15 protein-coding genes are annotated in these 16,623 nt (G+C 63.0%); 9 read left to right on the top strand and 6 right to left on the bottom strand.

The features are described 5' to 3' along the window. Window positions 1-4 precede the first annotated feature (4 nt). From cyoB to P6U29_RS03685, 6 genes are read left to right on the top strand one after another with little or no spacing between them, the layout of a single operon-like run. A complete protein-coding gene (gene cyoB, locus P6U29_RS03710) occupies window positions 5-2,002 on the top strand; it encodes a cytochrome o ubiquinol oxidase subunit I (protein WP_407116362.1) in 1,998 nt (665 codons plus the stop codon). Beyond that, window positions 2,003-2,632 (top strand): cytochrome o ubiquinol oxidase subunit III, encoded by a 630-nt coding sequence (cyoC, locus tag P6U29_RS03705; protein ID WP_407116361.1) that lies wholly within the window; start codon window positions 2,003-2,005, stop codon window positions 2,630-2,632. After that, on the top strand, window positions 2,629-3,009 hold the full coding sequence (gene cyoD, locus P6U29_RS03700; protein WP_407116360.1) for a cytochrome o ubiquinol oxidase subunit IV: 381 nt from the start codon (window positions 2,629-2,631) through the stop codon (window positions 3,007-3,009). The genes cyoC and cyoD overlap by 4 nt, the downstream gene beginning before the upstream one ends. Before the next feature lie 13 nt (window positions 3,010-3,022). After that, entirely contained in the window at window positions 3,023-3,874 is an 852-nt protein-coding gene (locus tag P6U29_RS03695; RefSeq protein ID WP_407116359.1) for an SURF1 family protein, read from the top strand. Then, window positions 3,846-5,249: an ATP-binding protein gene (locus P6U29_RS03690; RefSeq protein ID WP_407116358.1), complete on the top strand. Its 1,404-nt coding sequence runs from the start codon at window positions 3,846-3,848 to the stop codon at window positions 5,247-5,249. The genes P6U29_RS03695 and P6U29_RS03690 overlap by 29 nt, the downstream gene beginning before the upstream one ends. Further along, complete coding sequence (locus tag P6U29_RS03685; protein ID WP_407116357.1) at window positions 5,239-5,772, top strand: response regulator transcription factor; 534 nt, start codon at window positions 5,239-5,241, stop codon at window positions 5,770-5,772. The genes P6U29_RS03690 and P6U29_RS03685 overlap by 11 nt, the downstream gene beginning before the upstream one ends. 179 nt (window positions 5,773-5,951) lie before the next feature. Here P6U29_RS03685 and P6U29_RS03680 read toward each other — a convergent pair whose 3' ends face one another. The 6 genes from P6U29_RS03680 to P6U29_RS03655 form a co-directional block, all read right to left on the bottom strand. Then, window positions 5,952-6,197, bottom strand: coding sequence for a hypothetical protein (locus tag P6U29_RS03680; protein WP_407116356.1), 246 nt, complete (start codon window positions 6,195-6,197; stop codon window positions 5,952-5,954). A 292-nt stretch (window positions 6,198-6,489) separates the two neighbouring features. Then, on the bottom strand, window positions 6,490-7,299 hold the full coding sequence (locus P6U29_RS03675; RefSeq protein WP_407116355.1) for a CarD family transcriptional regulator: 810 nt from the start codon (window positions 7,297-7,299) through the stop codon (window positions 6,490-6,492). Window positions 7,300-7,643: 344 nt separating this feature from the next. Then, on the bottom strand, window positions 7,644-7,982 hold the full coding sequence (gene fdxA, locus P6U29_RS03670; protein WP_063698041.1) for a ferredoxin FdxA: 339 nt from the start codon (window positions 7,980-7,982) through the stop codon (window positions 7,644-7,646). 132 nt (window positions 7,983-8,114) lie between these two features. Beyond that, window positions 8,115-8,366, bottom strand: a complete 252-nt coding sequence (locus P6U29_RS03665) for an RNA-binding S4 domain-containing protein (protein ID WP_122400573.1) — start codon at window positions 8,364-8,366, stop codon at window positions 8,115-8,117. A gap of 22 nt (window positions 8,367-8,388) precedes the next feature. Beyond that, a complete protein-coding gene (locus P6U29_RS03660) occupies window positions 8,389-11,787 on the bottom strand; it encodes a helicase-related protein (RefSeq protein WP_407116354.1) in 3,399 nt (1,132 codons plus the stop codon). Window positions 11,788-12,522: 735 nt separating this feature from the next. Then, entirely contained in the window at window positions 12,523-13,332 is an 810-nt protein-coding gene (locus P6U29_RS03655; RefSeq protein ID WP_407119594.1) for a DUF3108 domain-containing protein, read from the bottom strand. Between the two features lie 594 nt (window positions 13,333-13,926). Between P6U29_RS03655 and rpmB the strand changes: the two genes are divergently transcribed. From rpmB to P6U29_RS03640, 3 genes are all read left to right on the top strand, one after another. Continuing rightward, window positions 13,927-14,235: a 50S ribosomal protein L28 gene (gene rpmB, locus P6U29_RS03650; protein ID WP_407116353.1), complete on the top strand. Its 309-nt coding sequence runs from the start codon at window positions 13,927-13,929 to the stop codon at window positions 14,233-14,235. A gap of 242 nt (window positions 14,236-14,477) precedes the next feature. Further along, window positions 14,478-15,431: an ATP-binding protein gene (locus P6U29_RS03645; protein WP_407116352.1), complete on the top strand. Its 954-nt coding sequence runs from the start codon at window positions 14,478-14,480 to the stop codon at window positions 15,429-15,431. A 118-nt stretch (window positions 15,432-15,549) separates the two neighbouring features. Beyond that, window positions 15,550-16,530 (top strand): DUF4917 family protein, encoded by a 981-nt coding sequence (locus P6U29_RS03640; protein ID WP_407116351.1) that lies wholly within the window; start codon window positions 15,550-15,552, stop codon window positions 16,528-16,530. Window positions 16,531-16,623: the final 93 nt, after the last annotated feature.

Here is a 16,623-nt window from a genome sequence, read left to right as displayed (position 1 = left end):
GCGCATGTCTCCTGATCTTCTCAAGCTCATCTTCGGCCGGCTCGGTTTCGAGTCACTGCCGCTGCACGAGCCGATCGTCGTCGGCACTTTCGTGGTGGTCGCGCTCGGCGGCGCCGCACTGCTTGGCGGCCTCACCTATTTCCGCCTCTGGGGCTATCTCTGGCGCGAATGGTTCACCACCGTGGACCACAAGCGCATCGGCATCATGTACATGATCCTCGGCATCGTGATGCTGCTGCGCGGCTTCGCCGACGCGCTGATGATGCGCGGCCAGCAGATGCTCGCCTTTGGCGGCTCCGAAGGCTATCTCAACGCCCATCACTACGACCAGGTCTTCACCGCCCACGGCGTGATCATGATCTTCTTCGTGGCGATGCCGCTCGTCACCGGCCTAATGAACTACGTGGTGCCGCTCCAGATCGGCGCACGCGACGTGTCGTTCCCGTTCCTGAACAATTTCAGCTTCTGGATGACGGTCGGCGGCGCGGTGCTGGTGATGGCCTCGCTGTTCATCGGCGAGTTCGCCCGCACCGGCTGGCTGGCTTATCCGCCGCTCTCGAATATCGGTTACAGTCCCGATGTCGGTGTCGACTACTACATCTGGGCGCTGCAGGTCGCCGGCGTCGGAACGACATTATCCGGCATCAACCTGATCTGTACCATCGTCAAGCTGCGCTGCCCCGGCATGACGATGATGAAGATGCCGGTGTTCACCTGGACCTCGCTCTGCACCAACGTGCTGATCGTCGCATCCTTCCCGGTGCTGACCGTCGTGCTCGCGCTGCTGTCGCTCGATCGCTACGTCGGCACCAACTTCTTCACGAACGATTTCGGCGGCAGCCCGATGATGTACGTGAACCTGATCTGGATCTGGGGCCACCCCGAGGTCTACATCCTGATTCTCCCGGCGTTCGGCATCTTCTCGGAGGTCACCTCGACGTTCTCGGGCAAGCGGCTGTTCGGCTACACCTCGATGGTCTACGCCACAGTCGTCATCACCATCCTGTCGTACCTGGTCTGGCTGCACCATTTCTTCACGATGGGCTCCGGCGCCAGCGTCAACTCGTTCTTCGGCATCACCACGATGATCATCTCGATCCCGACGGGCGCGAAGATGTTCAACTGGCTGTTCACGATGTACCGCGGCCGCATCCGCTACGAATTGCCGATGATGTGGACGATCGCGTTCATGCTGACCTTCGTGATCGGCGGCATGACCGGCGTGCTGCTCGCGGTGCCGCCGGCCGACTTCGTGCTGCATAACAGCCTGTTCCTGATCGCGCACTTCCACAACGTGATCATCGGCGGCGTGGTGTTCGGCGCCTTCGCCGGCATCAACTACTGGTTCCCGAAGGCGTTCGGCTTCAAGCTCGATCCGTTCTGGGGCAAGATGTCGTTCTGGTTCTGGGTCACCGGGTTCTACCTGGCCTTCATGCCCCTCTACGTGCTCGGCCTGATGGGCGTGACCCGCCGCCTGCGCGTGTTCGACGATCCGTCCCTGCAGATCTGGTTCGTCATTGCCGCGATCGGTGCGCTCTTCGTCTTCATCGGCATCCTCTCGATGCTGATGCAGTTCGCAGTCAGCCTGCTCAAGCGCGAGCAGCTCAAGGACGTCACCGGCGATCCCTGGGACGCGCGTACGCTGGAATGGGCGACGTCCTCGCCGCCGCCGGACTACAACTTCGCCTTCACCCCCGTCGTGCACGACAATGACGCGTGGTGGGACATGAAGAAGCGCGGCTACCAGCGTCCACTCACCGGGTTCAAGCCGATCCACATGCCGAGCAGCACCGGCACCGGCATCATCCTCGCCGGCTTCGCCACCGCGATGGGATTCGGCCTGATCTGGTACATGTGGTGGCTGGCGGCCGTGAGCTTCATCGCGATGCTCGCCGTCGGCATCGGCCACACCTTCAACTATAACCGCGACTTCGACATTCCGGCTGAAGACGTCATCCGGACCGAGGACGCGCGCACCAAACTGCTCGCCGGAGCCAAGTAAATGACGATCGCTGTCAATCCCACCCAAACCGGCGAGCCGGTCTTCTATCTCGCCGACGAACATCCGCATCCGGAAGGCTACAGCACCTCGCTCGGCTTCTGGATCTACCTGATGAGCGACTGCCTCATCTTCGCGATCCTGTTCGCCACCTTTGGCGTGCTCGGCGGCAACTACGCCGCCGGGCCCGCGCCGAAGGACCTGTTCGACCTGAACCTGGTCGCGGTGAACACGTCCATGCTGCTGCTGTCATCGATCACCTACGGCTTTGCCATGCTGACGATGCAGCAAAACAAGATCGCCCAGACCCAGATGTGGCTGGCGATCACCGGTCTGTTCGGCGCCGCCTTCATCGGCATCGAGCTCACCGAGTTTGCCCATATGATCCACGAGGGCGCCACGCCGCAGCGCAGCGCCTTCCTGTCCGCCTTCTTCACCCTGGTCGGCACCCACGGCCTTCACGTCTCTTGCGGCCTGATCTGGCTGGTGACGCTGATGGTACAGGTCCAAAAGTTCGACCTGATCGAGGCCAACCGCCGCCGCCTGATGTGCCTGTCGATGTTCTGGCACTTCCTCGACGTGGTCTGGATCGGCGTCTTCACCTTCGTCTATCTCCTGGGAGTTCTGCGATGAGCACCGATACCCACGCCGCCCATGCGGACGACCATCACCACGGCGACGGCCACGCCCATGGCACGTTCTCGAGCTACATGCTCGGCTTCGTGCTCTCGGTGGTGCTCACCGCGATCCCGTTCTGGCTGGTGATGAGCGGTACGCTGCCGAGCAAGCAGATCACCGCGCTGGTGATCATGGCCTTCGCGGTCGTGCAGATCGTGGTGCACATGATCTACTTCCTGCACATGAACACGACGTCCGAGAACGGCTGGAGCATGATGGCGCTGATCTTCACCATCGTTATGGTGGTGATCGCACTGTCTGGCTCGCTGTGGGTGATGAGCCACCTCAACAGCAACATGATGCCGGTCCACCAGATGACGGGAATGAAGTGAGCGAGGCTCCAAAGTGAGCAAGGCCCGGGCCGTGACGCGCAAGACAGGAGGGACGCACATCGAGGCTGTGCGCGCCCCCACCCTGTGGCTCACGGTCCTCTCGCTTGTCGCCTTTGTACTTCTGATCGCGCTCGGCGTCTGGCAGATCGAGCGCCGCGCCTGGAAGCTGGCTCTGATCGACCACGTCGAGCAACGCGTCCACGCTCCGGCCCAACCGATCCCCTCGCCCGCTTCATGGCCCGCCATCAGCGCAGCGAACGACGAATACAGGCACGTCAGCGTCAGCGGCCGCTTCCTGCATGACCGCGAGACGCTGGTCCAGGCCGTCACTGAGGAAGGCCCGGGCTATTGGGTGCTGACGCCGCTCAAGCGTGATGACGGCACGCTGGTGCTGATCAACCGCGGCTTCGTGCCGTCCGAGCGGCGCGACGTGTCGACGCGCAGGGACGGCAATCCCGACGGTCAGGTCGAGATCACCGGCCTGCTTCGCGTGACGGAGCCGAAGGGCGGCTTTCTCCGGAACAACGTGCCCCAGCACAACCGCTGGTACTCGCGGGACGTCGCCGCCATTGCGGCGGCACGCGGCCTTCATGACGTCGCGCCCTTCTTCGTGGATGCCGACGCCGGATCACAAATTGCCGGCGGTCCAATCGGCGGATTGACCGTGATCCGCTTTCCCAATAACCACCTGATCTACGCGCTGACGTGGTTTGCCCTGGCTTTCATGCTGGCCGGCAGGTTTTTCGTCACATTCGGCGGCGGGCTGTTCCGCCGCAAGCGCTTCGTCCAGGAACCGGCTGGCGGCTCGGATGCTGCCGCCCGCAGGACGGGATCAGATGCTGGAACGATCGTCGAGCCGACCTGACGACGGGAAGACACTTCCCCAAACGCTTGCCCATGGCGGGGGGCCCGTCACGCTGCAATCGCAGGCGGACGCGCGCAGCGAGCTGATCGGCCCGGCTCCCACCGACGACGATACTAACCGCAAGAACATGGCGCTGCTGATCCAGCTGCGCTGGACCGCGGTGGTCGGCCAGATTGTCACCATCGGTGCCGTGCATTTCGGCCTCGGCATTCCCCTGCCGCTGGAGCGGATGGGCGCGGTGATCGGCGCGCTGGTGCTGCTCAACGTCTCCAGCCTGGTCTGGGTGCGCCATCGCGCCGCGATTACCAATAACGAGCTGTTGGTCGCCTTGATGCTGGACGTCGCTGCGCTGACCGCACAGCTCTATCTCTCCGGCGGCGCCACCAATCCCTTCACCTCGCTGTTCCTGCTCCAGGTGACGCTCGGCGCGGTGCTGTTAGATGCCCGCTCGACGTGGTCGCTGGTCGCTCTGACCTGCGCGAGTTTTGTCTGGCTGACATTGGCATACCGGCCGCTCGACCTGCCGCCAAATCCGTTGAGCGAGACTTATACGCTCACCGTGCTCGGCATGCTCCTCGGCTTCATGCTCAATGCCGTGCTGCTGGTGGTGTTCGTCACCCGCATCAACAGGAATTTGCGCGAGCGCGATGCGCATCTGGCGGCGCTGCGCCAGCATGCCGCAGAGCAGGATCACATCGTGCGCATGGGCCTGCTCGCCTCCGGCGCGGCACATGAGCTCGGCACACCGCTCGCTTCGCTCTCGGTGATCCTCAGCGACTGGCGCCGCATGCCGGATCTCGCCGCCGACCAGGAGCTCGCCGAGGACCTCGCGGAGATGGAAACCTCGCTGCAGCGCTGCAAGTCGATCGTCACAGGCATCCTGGTCTCGGCCGGCGAAGCGCGCGGCGAAGGCTCCTCGCCGACGACGGTGACGGCCTTCGTCACCGCGCTGGTCGACGAATGGCGCAACGCGCGCTCGGCCCGCACGCTCTACTTCGTCAACACCTTCGGCGAGGACGTCGCGATCGTCTCCGACGTCGCGCTGAAGCAGGTGATCTTCAACGTGCTCGACAATGCCTATGAGGTCTCGCGCGACTGGGTCGAGCTGGTGGCCGAGCGCGAAGGCGACAACCTCGTGCTGTCGATCTCCGACCGCGGTCCCGGCTTTGCGCCGGAGATGCTGGCGCAGCTCGGCAAGCCCTATCAGTCGAGCAAGGGGCGCGCCGGCGGCGGGCTCGGCCTGTTCCTGGTGGTGAACGTCGTACGCAAGCTGGGCGGCAGCGTGACCGCCGAGAACCACAGGAAGCGCGGCGCCACGGTACGCCTGACGCTGCCGCTCGCAACGCTTGCGATCGGAGGGAATTTTGACGCCTGACCGTTCGCTCATCGTCGTCGAGGACGATGCCGGCTTCGCCCGCACGCTGAAGCGCTCGTTCGAGCGCCGCGGCTACGAGGTCGTGCTCGCCGCCTCGATCGAAGAGGTGCGCCAAGTACTGGAGGAGCGCACCTTCGGCCATGCCGTGGTCGACCTCAAGCTCGGCGGCGCCTCGGGCCTCGCCTGCGTCGAGCTCTTGCACACGCATGATCCGGACATGCTGATCGTGGTGCTGACCGGCTTTGCCAGCATCTCCACCGCCGTCGAGGCGATCAAGCTGGGCGCCTGCCACTATTTGGCAAAGCCGTCGAACACCGACGACATCGAAGCCGCTTTCCACAAGGCCGAAGGCAACGCCGAAGTCGCGCTCGATGCGCGGCCGACCTCGATCAAGACGCTGGAATGGGAGCGCATCCACCAGACCCTGATCGAGACGGAGTTCAACATCTCGGAAGCGGCAAGACGGCTGGGGATGCATCGGCGTACGCTGGCACGAAAGCTCGAGAAGCGGCCGGTGAAGTAGGCCGCCTTCGCGAGGCTAATTCGCCGCCGACAATCCAGCGATCGACATGCGAAGGCGGAAGACGCAGTCCGCCACGTGCGACCCCGGACGGAGTCCAGTTGCGACCTACGCTTCCGCCCTCGCTGTCTGAGCGTTAGCAGACGACATCACTAGCAAGACGATGACAGCGGCTCACACTGTTATTGCGATGCCACGTTCCCGTTGGCGTCGCGGTCGTTCTTCGGGTTGTAGCCGGAGTCGTGGAGATTCTGCAGGTACATGGCGTGATCGCCGCTGTTCGCACCGCCCATCAATCCCATTGGCGGCGGAGATGCGGGAGTGGCAGCGGTTGCGTTCACCGCGTGGTGATGACGGTGATGCGCTGCCGAGGCGGCAGAAGCCGAGAGAGTCACGATCGCGAGAGCGACGAGCAGTTTTCCTGTCATGGGTAGCTCCTCCTAGGTTTTTGCCCCACTAGGTTTGGCCCCTGTAGCGTTACAAACCATGGCACAACCTAAGCGTTTGCAGAACCCGCAGCGCGCTCCGTCACCACAAAGTGAAATGCGCCTCGACCTCAGCAGTCATTGCAGCAGAGTTGGCTCACTCGGCATCGGTGCTTCCGAATGAAGAGGGAGGTGTCGCCTTCGCTTTCACCAACCTTGCAACGCGACGTCCATCGAACAAAAAGCCCGGCCGAGCGGCCGGGCTTTGATCTGTTGCGATCGACGCGACGTGGGCTTACGCCGCCTCGTCGGCGACGGTGGTGTCGTCGCCATCGGTATCGTCGGTATCGCCCTCGGCATCCGTGTCGGCTTCGCCATCAGCGGCTTCCGCCTTGGCGCTGGCGCGGCGCGGGCTCTTGGCGAGCTGGGCCTCGATCTCCTTGACCGCTTCGGTCTCGGTCGAGTGCTGCACCACCGCGATCTCGCGGGAGAGACGGTCGAGCGCCGCTTCATAGAGCTGGCGCTCCGAATACGACTGCTCCGGCTGCGACTCCGAGCGATAGAGGTCGCGCACAACTTCCGCGATCGCGACGATGTCGCCCGAATTGATCTTCGCTTCGTATTCCTGGGCGCGGCGCGACCACATGGTGCGCTTGACGCGGGCGCGGCCCTTGAGCGTCTCCAGCGCCTTCTTGACCAGCGCCGGATCGGACAGCTTGCGCATGCCGACATTGGCGACCTTGGCGGTCGGAACGCGCAGCGTCATCTTGTCCTTGATGAAGTTGATGACGAACAGCTCGAGCTTCGCACCGGCGATCTCCTGCTCCTCGATGGCCAGGATCTGGCCGACGCCGTGAGCGGGATAGACGACGAATTCGTTGGCCTTGAAGCCCTGACGCTGGGTCACGACCTTCTTTTCCTCGACCTTCGGCGCAGCAGCGGGCTTGGCAGCCGGCTTGGCGGCGGCGGGAGCCTTGGCAGGCGCAGCAGCAACAGGGGCCTTCGTCGCGGGCTTGGCAGCGGGAGCCTTGGCAGTCACAGGCTTGGCAGCAGCAGGCTTGGCAGCGGTCGCTTTCGCGGCCGGTTTGGCAGTCTTGTTAGGCATTGCGCTTCTTTTGTTCTTCGAGGACTTTGCAGCCGGCGCCTTCGTCGCGGTCCGACCCTTGGATGCGCTACGGCTGGCCGCGGCGACTTTTTTGGCCTCCTTATGGGAAGCCCTCGCTGAAGTACTCTTTTTACGCGTTTTCTGTGACACAGCCTGCGCGCGGAAACTGCCACGCCCCTGTTCGACATTCGGTTTCACGGGAACCCAGAGGGGCCAACGGGGCTGACGGGGTTCGGCTTAATGTGCTCAATATAGCACATTTCCCGCAAAAATCAATGATTTAGGGGTCTTGAGGGCTGGTTTTCGGCGGCAACGCCGCTATTAGGGTTAAGTTTGGGCGCGAATTAGTCTCCCGAGCCCGGGTTCGGAGAAAAATATTTCTCGAACTTACCTTCCATGCCGTCGAATTCCTTGGCGTCGGCCGGTGATTCTTTCTTCTGGGTGATGTTCGGCCAGCTCTTGGCGTATTCGGCGTTGACCTCGAGCCATTTTTCCAGGCCCGGTTCCGTGTCCGGCTTGATGGCGTCGGCGGGGCATTCCGGCTCGCACACACCGCAATCGATGCACTCGTCGGGGTGGATGACAAGCATGTTGTCACCCTCGTAGAAGCAGTCGACCGGGCAGACCTCGACGCAGTCGGTGTACTTGCACTTGATGCAGTTTTCAGTGACGACGTAAGTCATCCAACGCTCCGAAAAGCTCTTTTAAAAGTCGCGGCTTGCCTAGCGCGGATGGCCCGGCGCCGCAAGGTCGGGAAGGCCCGATCATGACGGCTTTGTGCGTTTGATCGACCAAGAAATGAATAGGAAGCGCAATTAATTGCGCGTCCCGAGCTCCTCGTAGAGCACCCGCGCCGAGGCGGCATCGCCGCGGCGCTCGTTGAAGGCGATCACCTTCAGAACGCGCACGGTGCGATCGAGCGCGATGGTGAGCACGTCGCCGGCCTTGATCGCATGCCCCGGCGATGTCTCGCGCGTGCCGTTGACGCGAACGTGGCCGGTGACGACCAGCTCAGCGGCGGAGGTGCGCGCCTTCACCACACGGGCGTGCCACAGCCATTTGTCGATGCGCTGGCGCTCGGTCGTGGGGCTACTCCTTCCGCCCCGACAGCTGCTCTTTCAGCGCGGCGAGCTTGGCGAAGGGCGAGTTCGGATCAATGGGACGATCGCGCTCGCGCGGATTGGCGCTCGAAGCGTAGGGACGCAGCGAGGGACCGGACTCGCGATCGCGACGATCGCGGCCCTTGTCGCGGTCGCGGCCCCGGTGCTCGCGGCCGCCGTCGCGATCGCCGGGCTTGCCCTTGCCCCGATCGCGATCCTTGCCTTCGAAACGGCGGTTGTTGTCGCTGCGCTGCTCGCGGCGATCGCCACCTTCTTCGCGGCCCTTGCGGAAATCTTTCCGATGTCCGCCATGGCGATGGCGCTCACCCGGCTTCGCGCCTTCAGCAGCTTCACCGGGTGCAGCGCCAGCTTCGGCTGCCGCCTGCGGACGCGGTTGATGGTGGTGACGCTGGTGACGATGGCGCTCGTGGCGCGGCTTGCGATCCTCGTGACGGCCGGCCGGACGCCAGACCTCGACGAGCTCGGGCTCGGCGGGCGCGGCCGCAGCCTCAGGCGCGGCAGCGTCGGGCGATGCGGCAGCTTCCGTTGCAGCCGTCTCGGCGGCGGCGGCTTCGAGGCCGGCAGCCTCGGTGGACGTCGCAGCCTCCTCTGCGGGCGGCGCGATGCCGGGGGCGTCCTCGGGCGTGACGGGCGCTTCTGGTGACGCCTCGAGCGCCGGCTCCTCATGAACCTCCCCTTGGGCCTCCTCTTGGGCGGGCTCGTCGTGCGGCTCCATGCCGGGGGCGTCTTCGACCGTGACGGATTCGGCCGCGGCTTCGGTGGTCGCAGTCGGCTCCTCCGGCAGGCCGGCAACGGCCTCCGCCGCGGCCTCGGTCGAGGTCTCCGCGCTGCCCTCGGCGGGCGGCGTCTCGGCCGCAACCGTTTCGGCGATGACGGGCTTCTGCGGCAACGGCGGACGCTTCTCCATGCGATAGCCAAGCGCGCGCAGCACGGAGGCAAAGTCTTCGCCGGCCGAGCCCGTGAGCGAGGTCATCGCCTGCGTGACGACGAAGCTGCGGCCATCGAACGCGCCGGCGGGCTTTTCGCCCGGCGAGTTCTCGCGCCAGGCCAGCGCCGGCCGGATCAGATCAGCCAGCCGCTCCAGGATATCGACGCGCACGGCGCGCTCGCCGGCCTGCTTGTAGCCGAGCACGCGATAGGCATCGCGCGGCAGCTGCTTGTCGACCGGGAACGACGTGCGCCCCGACGATGCCAGATGCTGTGCACCCGACAACGCGGAGAGATCGACATTGTCCTGCTTCAGCGCCCAGAGCAGCGCGGCGAGCGCACGCGCGGCGGGCTTGAGCAGGCCGGGGAAATAGATGTGATAGGCGCCGAAGCGGACGCCGTATTTCCGCAACACGGCGCGCGAGGGCTGATCGAGATCCTTCAGCTCGCTTGCAATCTTCGGACGCTCGAGCACGCCGAGCGCCTCGACCAGCTGATAGGCGATGCCGCGGGCAATGCCGGTGACGTCCTCGGCCTTCGACAGCTCGAACATCGGCCCGAGCAGTTTCTCGATATGGGTCTTGAGCCAGAGCTCGAGCCGCGCCTGCACCTTGTCGCGCGGGCCGCCGGTCAGGCGCTCGTCGGAGATGATGCGGATGCGCGGATGCAGCGCGTCCTCTGCGGCGGCGAGGCGCGCCACGGCATCGCCGGTCCAGCGGATGATGCCCTCGGAGGTCAGCACGAACTGCTCGTCCGGCGCGTTGCCCAGCTTCTCGGCGCGCGCATTGATCTCGCCGGCGAGCACCGCTTGCGCTGCAGCCTGCAAGGCTTTCGCATCCGAGCCGGCCTCCGCCGCATCCGGTGCAAAGGTGAAGCCGTCGAGGCGGCCGATGACATGGCCTTCGACGATGACTTCGCCGGTCTTGCCGATTTCAGTATTCAAGCTCGTGTTCTCCCGCAGGCGGCGCATCAATACACTGGTCCGGCGATCAACGAAACGCTCAGTCAAGCGTTCATGGAGCGCATCCGATAATTTATTTTCGACCTCCCGCGTGATCCCCTGCCAGCGTTCGGGGTCTCTCAGCCAGTCCGGGCGGTTGGCGACGAAGGTCCAGGTGCGGATCTGGGCGATTCGGGCCGACAGCGTATCGATGTCGCCGTCGATACGGTCGGCCTGGGTGACCTGGGCCTCGAACCAGGAATCGGGAATGCATCCCTTCCGCATCAGGAAGCCGTACAGCGTCGTCACCAGCTCGGCATGGGCGGCCGGCGACAGTTTTCGGTAGTCCGGGACCTGGCAGGCCTCCCAGAGACGCTCCACGGCGGCCTTGCCATGCGCGATATCGCGCACCTCGCCGTCGCGGGCGGCATGATCGAGCACGCGCATGTCCTCGGCGATCGGCGCGCGCGTCAGCGTCTCGTGGCCGGGGCCGAGATTCAGCGACACCTGCAGGGCGCCGAGCGAAGAGAAATCCAGCTTGGAGTTGCGCCATTGCAGCACCTTCACGGCATCGAAGGTGTGGTTCTGCAGCGCGTTGACGAGCTCGGGCTCGAACGGTGCGCAACGGCCGGTGGTGCCGAAGGTGCCGTTGCGGGTGGCGCGGCCGGCGCGGCCGGCCACTTGCGCGAATTCGGCCGGCGTCAGGCGGCGGAACTGGTAGCCGTCGAACTTGCGGTCGGAGGCAAACGCGACGTGGTCGACGTCGAGATTGAGGCCCATGCCGACGGCATCGGTGGCGACGAGATAGTCGACATCGCCGTTCTGGAACATCGCGACCTGCGCGTTGCGCGTGCGGGGCGAGAGCGAGCCCAGAACAACGGCGGCGCCGCCGTGCTGGCGGCGGATCAGCTCGGCGATGGCGTAGACCTCGTCGGCGGAGAACGCGACGATGGCGGTGCGGCGCGGCTGGCGCGTGATCTTGCGGTCGCCGGCGAATTCGAGGCGAGACAGGCGCGGCCGCGTGATCATGGAGACGCCCGGCAGCAGCCGCTCGATGATCGGGCGCATGGTGGCAGCACCCAGCAGCAACGTCTCGTCGCGGCCGCGGCGGTTGAGCAGCCGATCGGTGAAGACATGGCCGCGTTCGAGATCGGCGGCGATCTGGACCTCGTCGACGGCGAGGAAGGAGACGTCGAGATCCCTGGGCATCGCCTCGACGGTCGACACCCAATAGCGCGGATTCTTCGGCTTGATCTTCTCTTCACCGGTGACGAGCGCGACGCTGGCCGCGCCCGCGCGATCGGCGATCTTGTTGTAGACCTCGCGCGCGAGCAGGCGCAGCGGCAGGCCGATCATGCCAGAGGGATGCGCGAGCATCCGCTCGATGGCGAGATGGGTCTTGCCGGTGTTGGTCGGCCCGAGCACCGCAGTGACGCCTGCGCCAGGCACTCGATCGGAAAGTGCGCGCTCGGAAGCGAAGGGGGAGGAAGAAAAAGCCATGTCCAGGGATTAGGTAGTGGCGATTTGGGCGAATGTCAGTGCTGGATGAGGCGGTGAGGGGGCTGGGTGTCGGTGATGTCTCCGAACGCTGCGCGGGCAGCCACGCACTCCGCTGTCATGCCCCGGCTTGACCGGGGCATCCAGTACACCGCGGCCTCTCGCTCGACCACAACCGCCGCGGCGTACTGGATCGCCCGGTCAAGCCGGGCGATGACACCGTGGGTGTGGGCACGCTCTCCCCAATTCCCGCGCAACTGTCTCACTTTGCGACGCTTTTCCCGTTCGCTTTAAGCTTCGGAACGACTCTAGAACGAATCGCGGCCGAATCGCTGACTCCCTGACGAGTCCTGTTCCGTTCACGCAACATGTCGCGGGACTCGTATTGGTTGCGCACTAGATGGAGTTTTGCGCGGCCGCACAAGCGACCGGGTTCGTTAAAGCTGGGGATGGGCGTTGAGTCGAATCAGAATCGGGGAGGAGTCAAATGGATTCCCTGGACATGAACGCTGCCGAAGCAAAATGTGCGAAAACAACCCCATGCACAGTAGGTAAGTGATTGAAATAATGCGACTTCTTTTTACCCTCCCCTGGAGGGGGAGGGTCGGCTCCCAGCGCGCAAGCGATGCGAGACGGGGTGGGGTGATCTCTCCGCTCGGGCAGTCCCCGTGTTGAGAGATCACCCCACCCCGCTCGCGCTGCGCGCGATCGACCCTCCCCCTCCAGGGGAGGGTAAGGTCACTGCGTCTTGGCCACCCTTGGCGGCTGGGGGGAGGTGACGAAGCTGGTCGCTTCCAGCATGGCCGGGCCCAAGGGCGTCGGCACTTTCAGCCAGAACGGGACCAGGATGCGCGTGCCCGCCACCGGCGCAAAGGCGATCTCGATATTGCGCTGGGCGGCGAGATATTTGATCACGGGGCGATCGGGGATGTAGCCCGCCACAGGCACGAAATAGAGCGCGCAGACCACGACCGGGCCCTTGTAGCCCTTCTCCGCCTTCACGGTCTCCATGCGCTTGAAATCGAGCTTGAGGTCGTAGCGCATGCGGCCGTCGAACACGGGCGCCGCGTTGTGGCAGGCCTCCGGCGCAACGGGGTCGCTGGTGCCGGGCACGCGCAAGAGCGAGGCCGTCATCGGGTCCCAGACGCCGCGGCGATGCGCGTCGGTGACGACGATACGATCCGGGTCGACCGGCGGCTCCGGCAAGATGGCAAAATCCTTCACATTGCCCTTGTCGAGGGTGATGCGGATCTCTTCGGTCTTCTTCTGGGTGGTGGTGGAGGCCTGATAGCCGGTCGCCACCAGCGCGCCATTGACGACGCGCCCTTGGCTGGCGCCGGTGCCCGACCCGCCCGTGAACGACTTCAACAGCCCCGTGGTGCCGCCGGAGGCCGCCGCCGAGAACACGTCGTCCTGGATGTCGATGTTCCAGGCGCCCTTGCCGACGGGAATGCCGGCCAGCGAGGCCTCATATTGCGCCTCGAGCTTGCCCTGCGCCGCGGCCGGCACCGCGCCCCAGGCCAGGGCCAGCACGCAAAAGGCAGCCAGCCAGCCGGCCAGGCGCGGACGGGCCGGGCGCAGGTTTTGTGCAAATAGGGGGGTTGTCAGCACGAAATAATCCAATCGGAGCGCGATGCGCTGTTACTTAAGCCAAAAACCGCGGCAAACAATGTGTTGGGGCCATCGTGGCCCTGGGAACTCCACCGGACTCTTCGGCGGCGAATACGCCCTTTATGTGATGGTAAGGTGCGACAATCATTGCCGTTTTTGTGATCGGGCGGTAGCCGGGGGCTCCCACCTCTCCCGCTTGCGGGAGAGCACAGGCCGCCTTCGGCGGCCGTCCTCTTGAGAACGCCGAGGCGAAGCCTCGGCTATGGCGCAGCGCGGGTGAGGGCTCTCTCCTTTGGGGGGCACTCGCGACTGCCCCGCCGCGGAAAGAGCCCTCTCCCCAACCCTCTCCCGCGCGCGGGAGAGGGGGCGCACCAGCGCCGGGACGGGGCACGAATCCCCGCCCAAATCCTTGACTACCCGCCCCTTCCCCCCTATACGTCCGCCCGCTCCCTGCAAGGACAGAGAATTTGCCCCCGTGGCGCCCAGAATGGCGGCCGCAAATCGTTGGGGGTTCAGGATAAGGATTTTGCCATGTCTCGCCGCTGCGAACTGACGGCCAAGGGCCCCCTCGTCGGCCACAAGGTCAGCCACTCCAACATCAAGACCAAGCGCCGCTTCCTGCCGAACCTCGTCAACGTGACGTTCATGTCGGAAGCTTTGGGGCGCAACGTGCGCCTGCGCGTCTCCACCAACGCGGTCAAGAGCGTCGACCACAATGGCGGCCTCGATGCCTTCCTGCTCAAGGCCAACCCCGACGCGCTCTCCCCGCGCGCGGTCGAGCTGAAGCGTGCCATCCAGAAGAAGGTCGGCGACACCGCGCCGGCGAAGCAGGCGAGCTGAGATTTTTTGAATCGGGCGGGGGCTAAGTTGCGTCGCGTGGCGTAGGCTTAGCCAGTAGAGTTTGAGTAGCGGCCGGATCGGGAGATCCGGCCGTTTTTGTTTTTCACGCGCTAGGCTTTCTCGCTTCCGCAAAACCTGTGCCTAACTGGCTCGCCCTAAAGTTATACCGCAGCAACTCGCTCGAAAAGGTTGTACCCATCCTTATTGCTCATTTTTCATTTTGTGAGCTGAGGATTGTGTCAATGTCAGCTTCGTTCTCGGAAGTGACCAAACGACTCTTGGCCGGCCAAAGCGTGGCTTGGCAGAAATTCGGCGACCACAAAGCAGGGAGCATAAGGTTAGAAAAGCCCGAGCAGCGCCGCTTGCTTGAGTTCTTATTGAACGCTGACCCTGACAAGATCGCTAGCGGTGACGAAAGTCTTTTCACCGGCCTGGTCGCTGCATGGGAGAACAACAAGCACGATCCGGCGAATGTGGCGGCAGCGGCGCCAATCTCATCGGGCGATAAATCTTGGCGTCTCACACGCGTTGAAGCTTCTGGCTTCGGCGGCCTTACTATTTTTGGCGGCAAGTCTTTCGATCTATATGTCGGCGGGCACAACTGGTGCCTCGAAGGCCAAAATGGGTCCGGCAAAACATCGCTGGTAAGCGCTATTCTGTGGGCACTGACCGGCTACCGCATTCGAGAGCACGAAGGACCCGTGCTCGAACAAGGATTGCGCGAAGACGTTGACGGCGAGGACGGGAAACGGATTGGAACGTGGCCTCCTCTAGCGGCCTATCCGACCAAAGTTGCTGACCTGCAGAAATCTGCTGAGGTTTGGGTTCCGTTCGCTTCCAGCGACGGCAGTACGGTAACGGCTTTTCGCCGCATCGTTAGCCCGGCTCAAGGAGCTCCAACGTTAGAAGAAGAAATCGATCCTGCGATTGTTGATGCGCTTCGGCTTGCCGAAATCGGCATACTCATGCCAGCGCGCATCACCAAAGTCGGCTTCGGCAAGAGCAGCCTAACCCTCTATGAGGCTGTTAAACAACTTACCGGGCTCGATCGATTATCCGATATCGCAGATGGTTGCGCGGCATTCGGAGCCGCCAACCGAAAATTCATGAAATACGCAAAAGACAATCGCATCGATCTACACGAAAATCGATTCTACGAAAACATCGAGAAGGCAAAGCAAAGCTCCTTGAGTTAGAACAAGCATTGAACCACGCGCGCCCCCTAATCGAGGCACTCGAAGTTGTCGGCGTCCTCTTCGAACTGCCGAACAGCTAAATCACACTGACAAGACACTCTGGGCAAAGCAGAACAATATGACCGCCGAAAGTGAGCACAAGGTTATCTCCTTTGAGGAGGCCATCGGGTTAACCGAGAACGTTGAACGCTCAGTCCTGATTGGCAACGGTTTCTCATATGCCTACTTCAACTACACGAACCTTCTTAAGAACGCCGGACTAGAGACAAATGAATCGCTATTGAACTTGTTCGAAGCTCTCAAGACAGTTGACTTCGAATATGTAATAAGAACTCTTGAGGACGCTGCGCTTGTAGAGGAAAAATATCACAAGGCATCGAGAGCGCATGTATTGCGCAAAGAGGCTCAGAAACTTCGACGCGCCTTGGTCCACGCGATACGCGCGGTTCATCCGAATTTCTACACAGAGGTAGCAGGTATCGAGTTTGCATTTGAATTCATCGAACATTTCTCCAACCTATTCACATTGAACTACGATTTCTTACTCCATTGGGTTCGGCTGCGGGACACTGACACATTCACCGATGGATTTGGACTCGGCAACGACGATGGTGAATTTCGAGGCCCCTTCAGCGAAGAGGCATGGTGCAACGTATACAACGTGCACGGTGGACTTCATTTGTTTTCTGATGCTGATGGAGCCGTACGCAAACGCATTGGAGAACCAGCAATTGTCGAGGCTATTGGCAAAACCATAGTCGAGGGGAAACGGCTACCGCTCTATGTGGCCGAAGGAACCTCATCGCAAAAGCTCGCAAAGATATTTGGCTCCCCTTACTTGCGTTATTGTTACGAACAAATCCGACTGTGCAAGGGCGCGTTTTTCGTTTTTGGCCACTCGGCAGATAGAAACGATGAGCACATTTATCTGCAGATTTTCCGATCCGGCGTAGGCCACCTATACTTTTGCGTGCACAACCCGACGCCTGCCAAACTTGCCCAATTGAATGCAGATCTTGTTCGCTATCGAGCGCTTTCTGAATCTAACGCGGACTTCACCTTCGTGGACTCAGCTTCCGCAAACGCCTGGGGCGCATGAAGCCGCTCGTTTACAGAGCTGTTCATGAAGAAGACGTATGGATACCATCCTTCGCGAGTAAGAGGGGTTTTGCGATAACCGGGGCTCTCCTGC

This window comes from Bradyrhizobium sp. LMG 9283 (assembly GCF_045571415.1).
Taxonomy (GTDB): domain Bacteria; phylum Pseudomonadota; class Alphaproteobacteria; order Rhizobiales; family Xanthobacteraceae; genus Bradyrhizobium.
The sequence above is the reverse complement of the archived record's forward strand: the minus strand, read 5'-3'. Positions and strand labels throughout refer to the sequence as shown.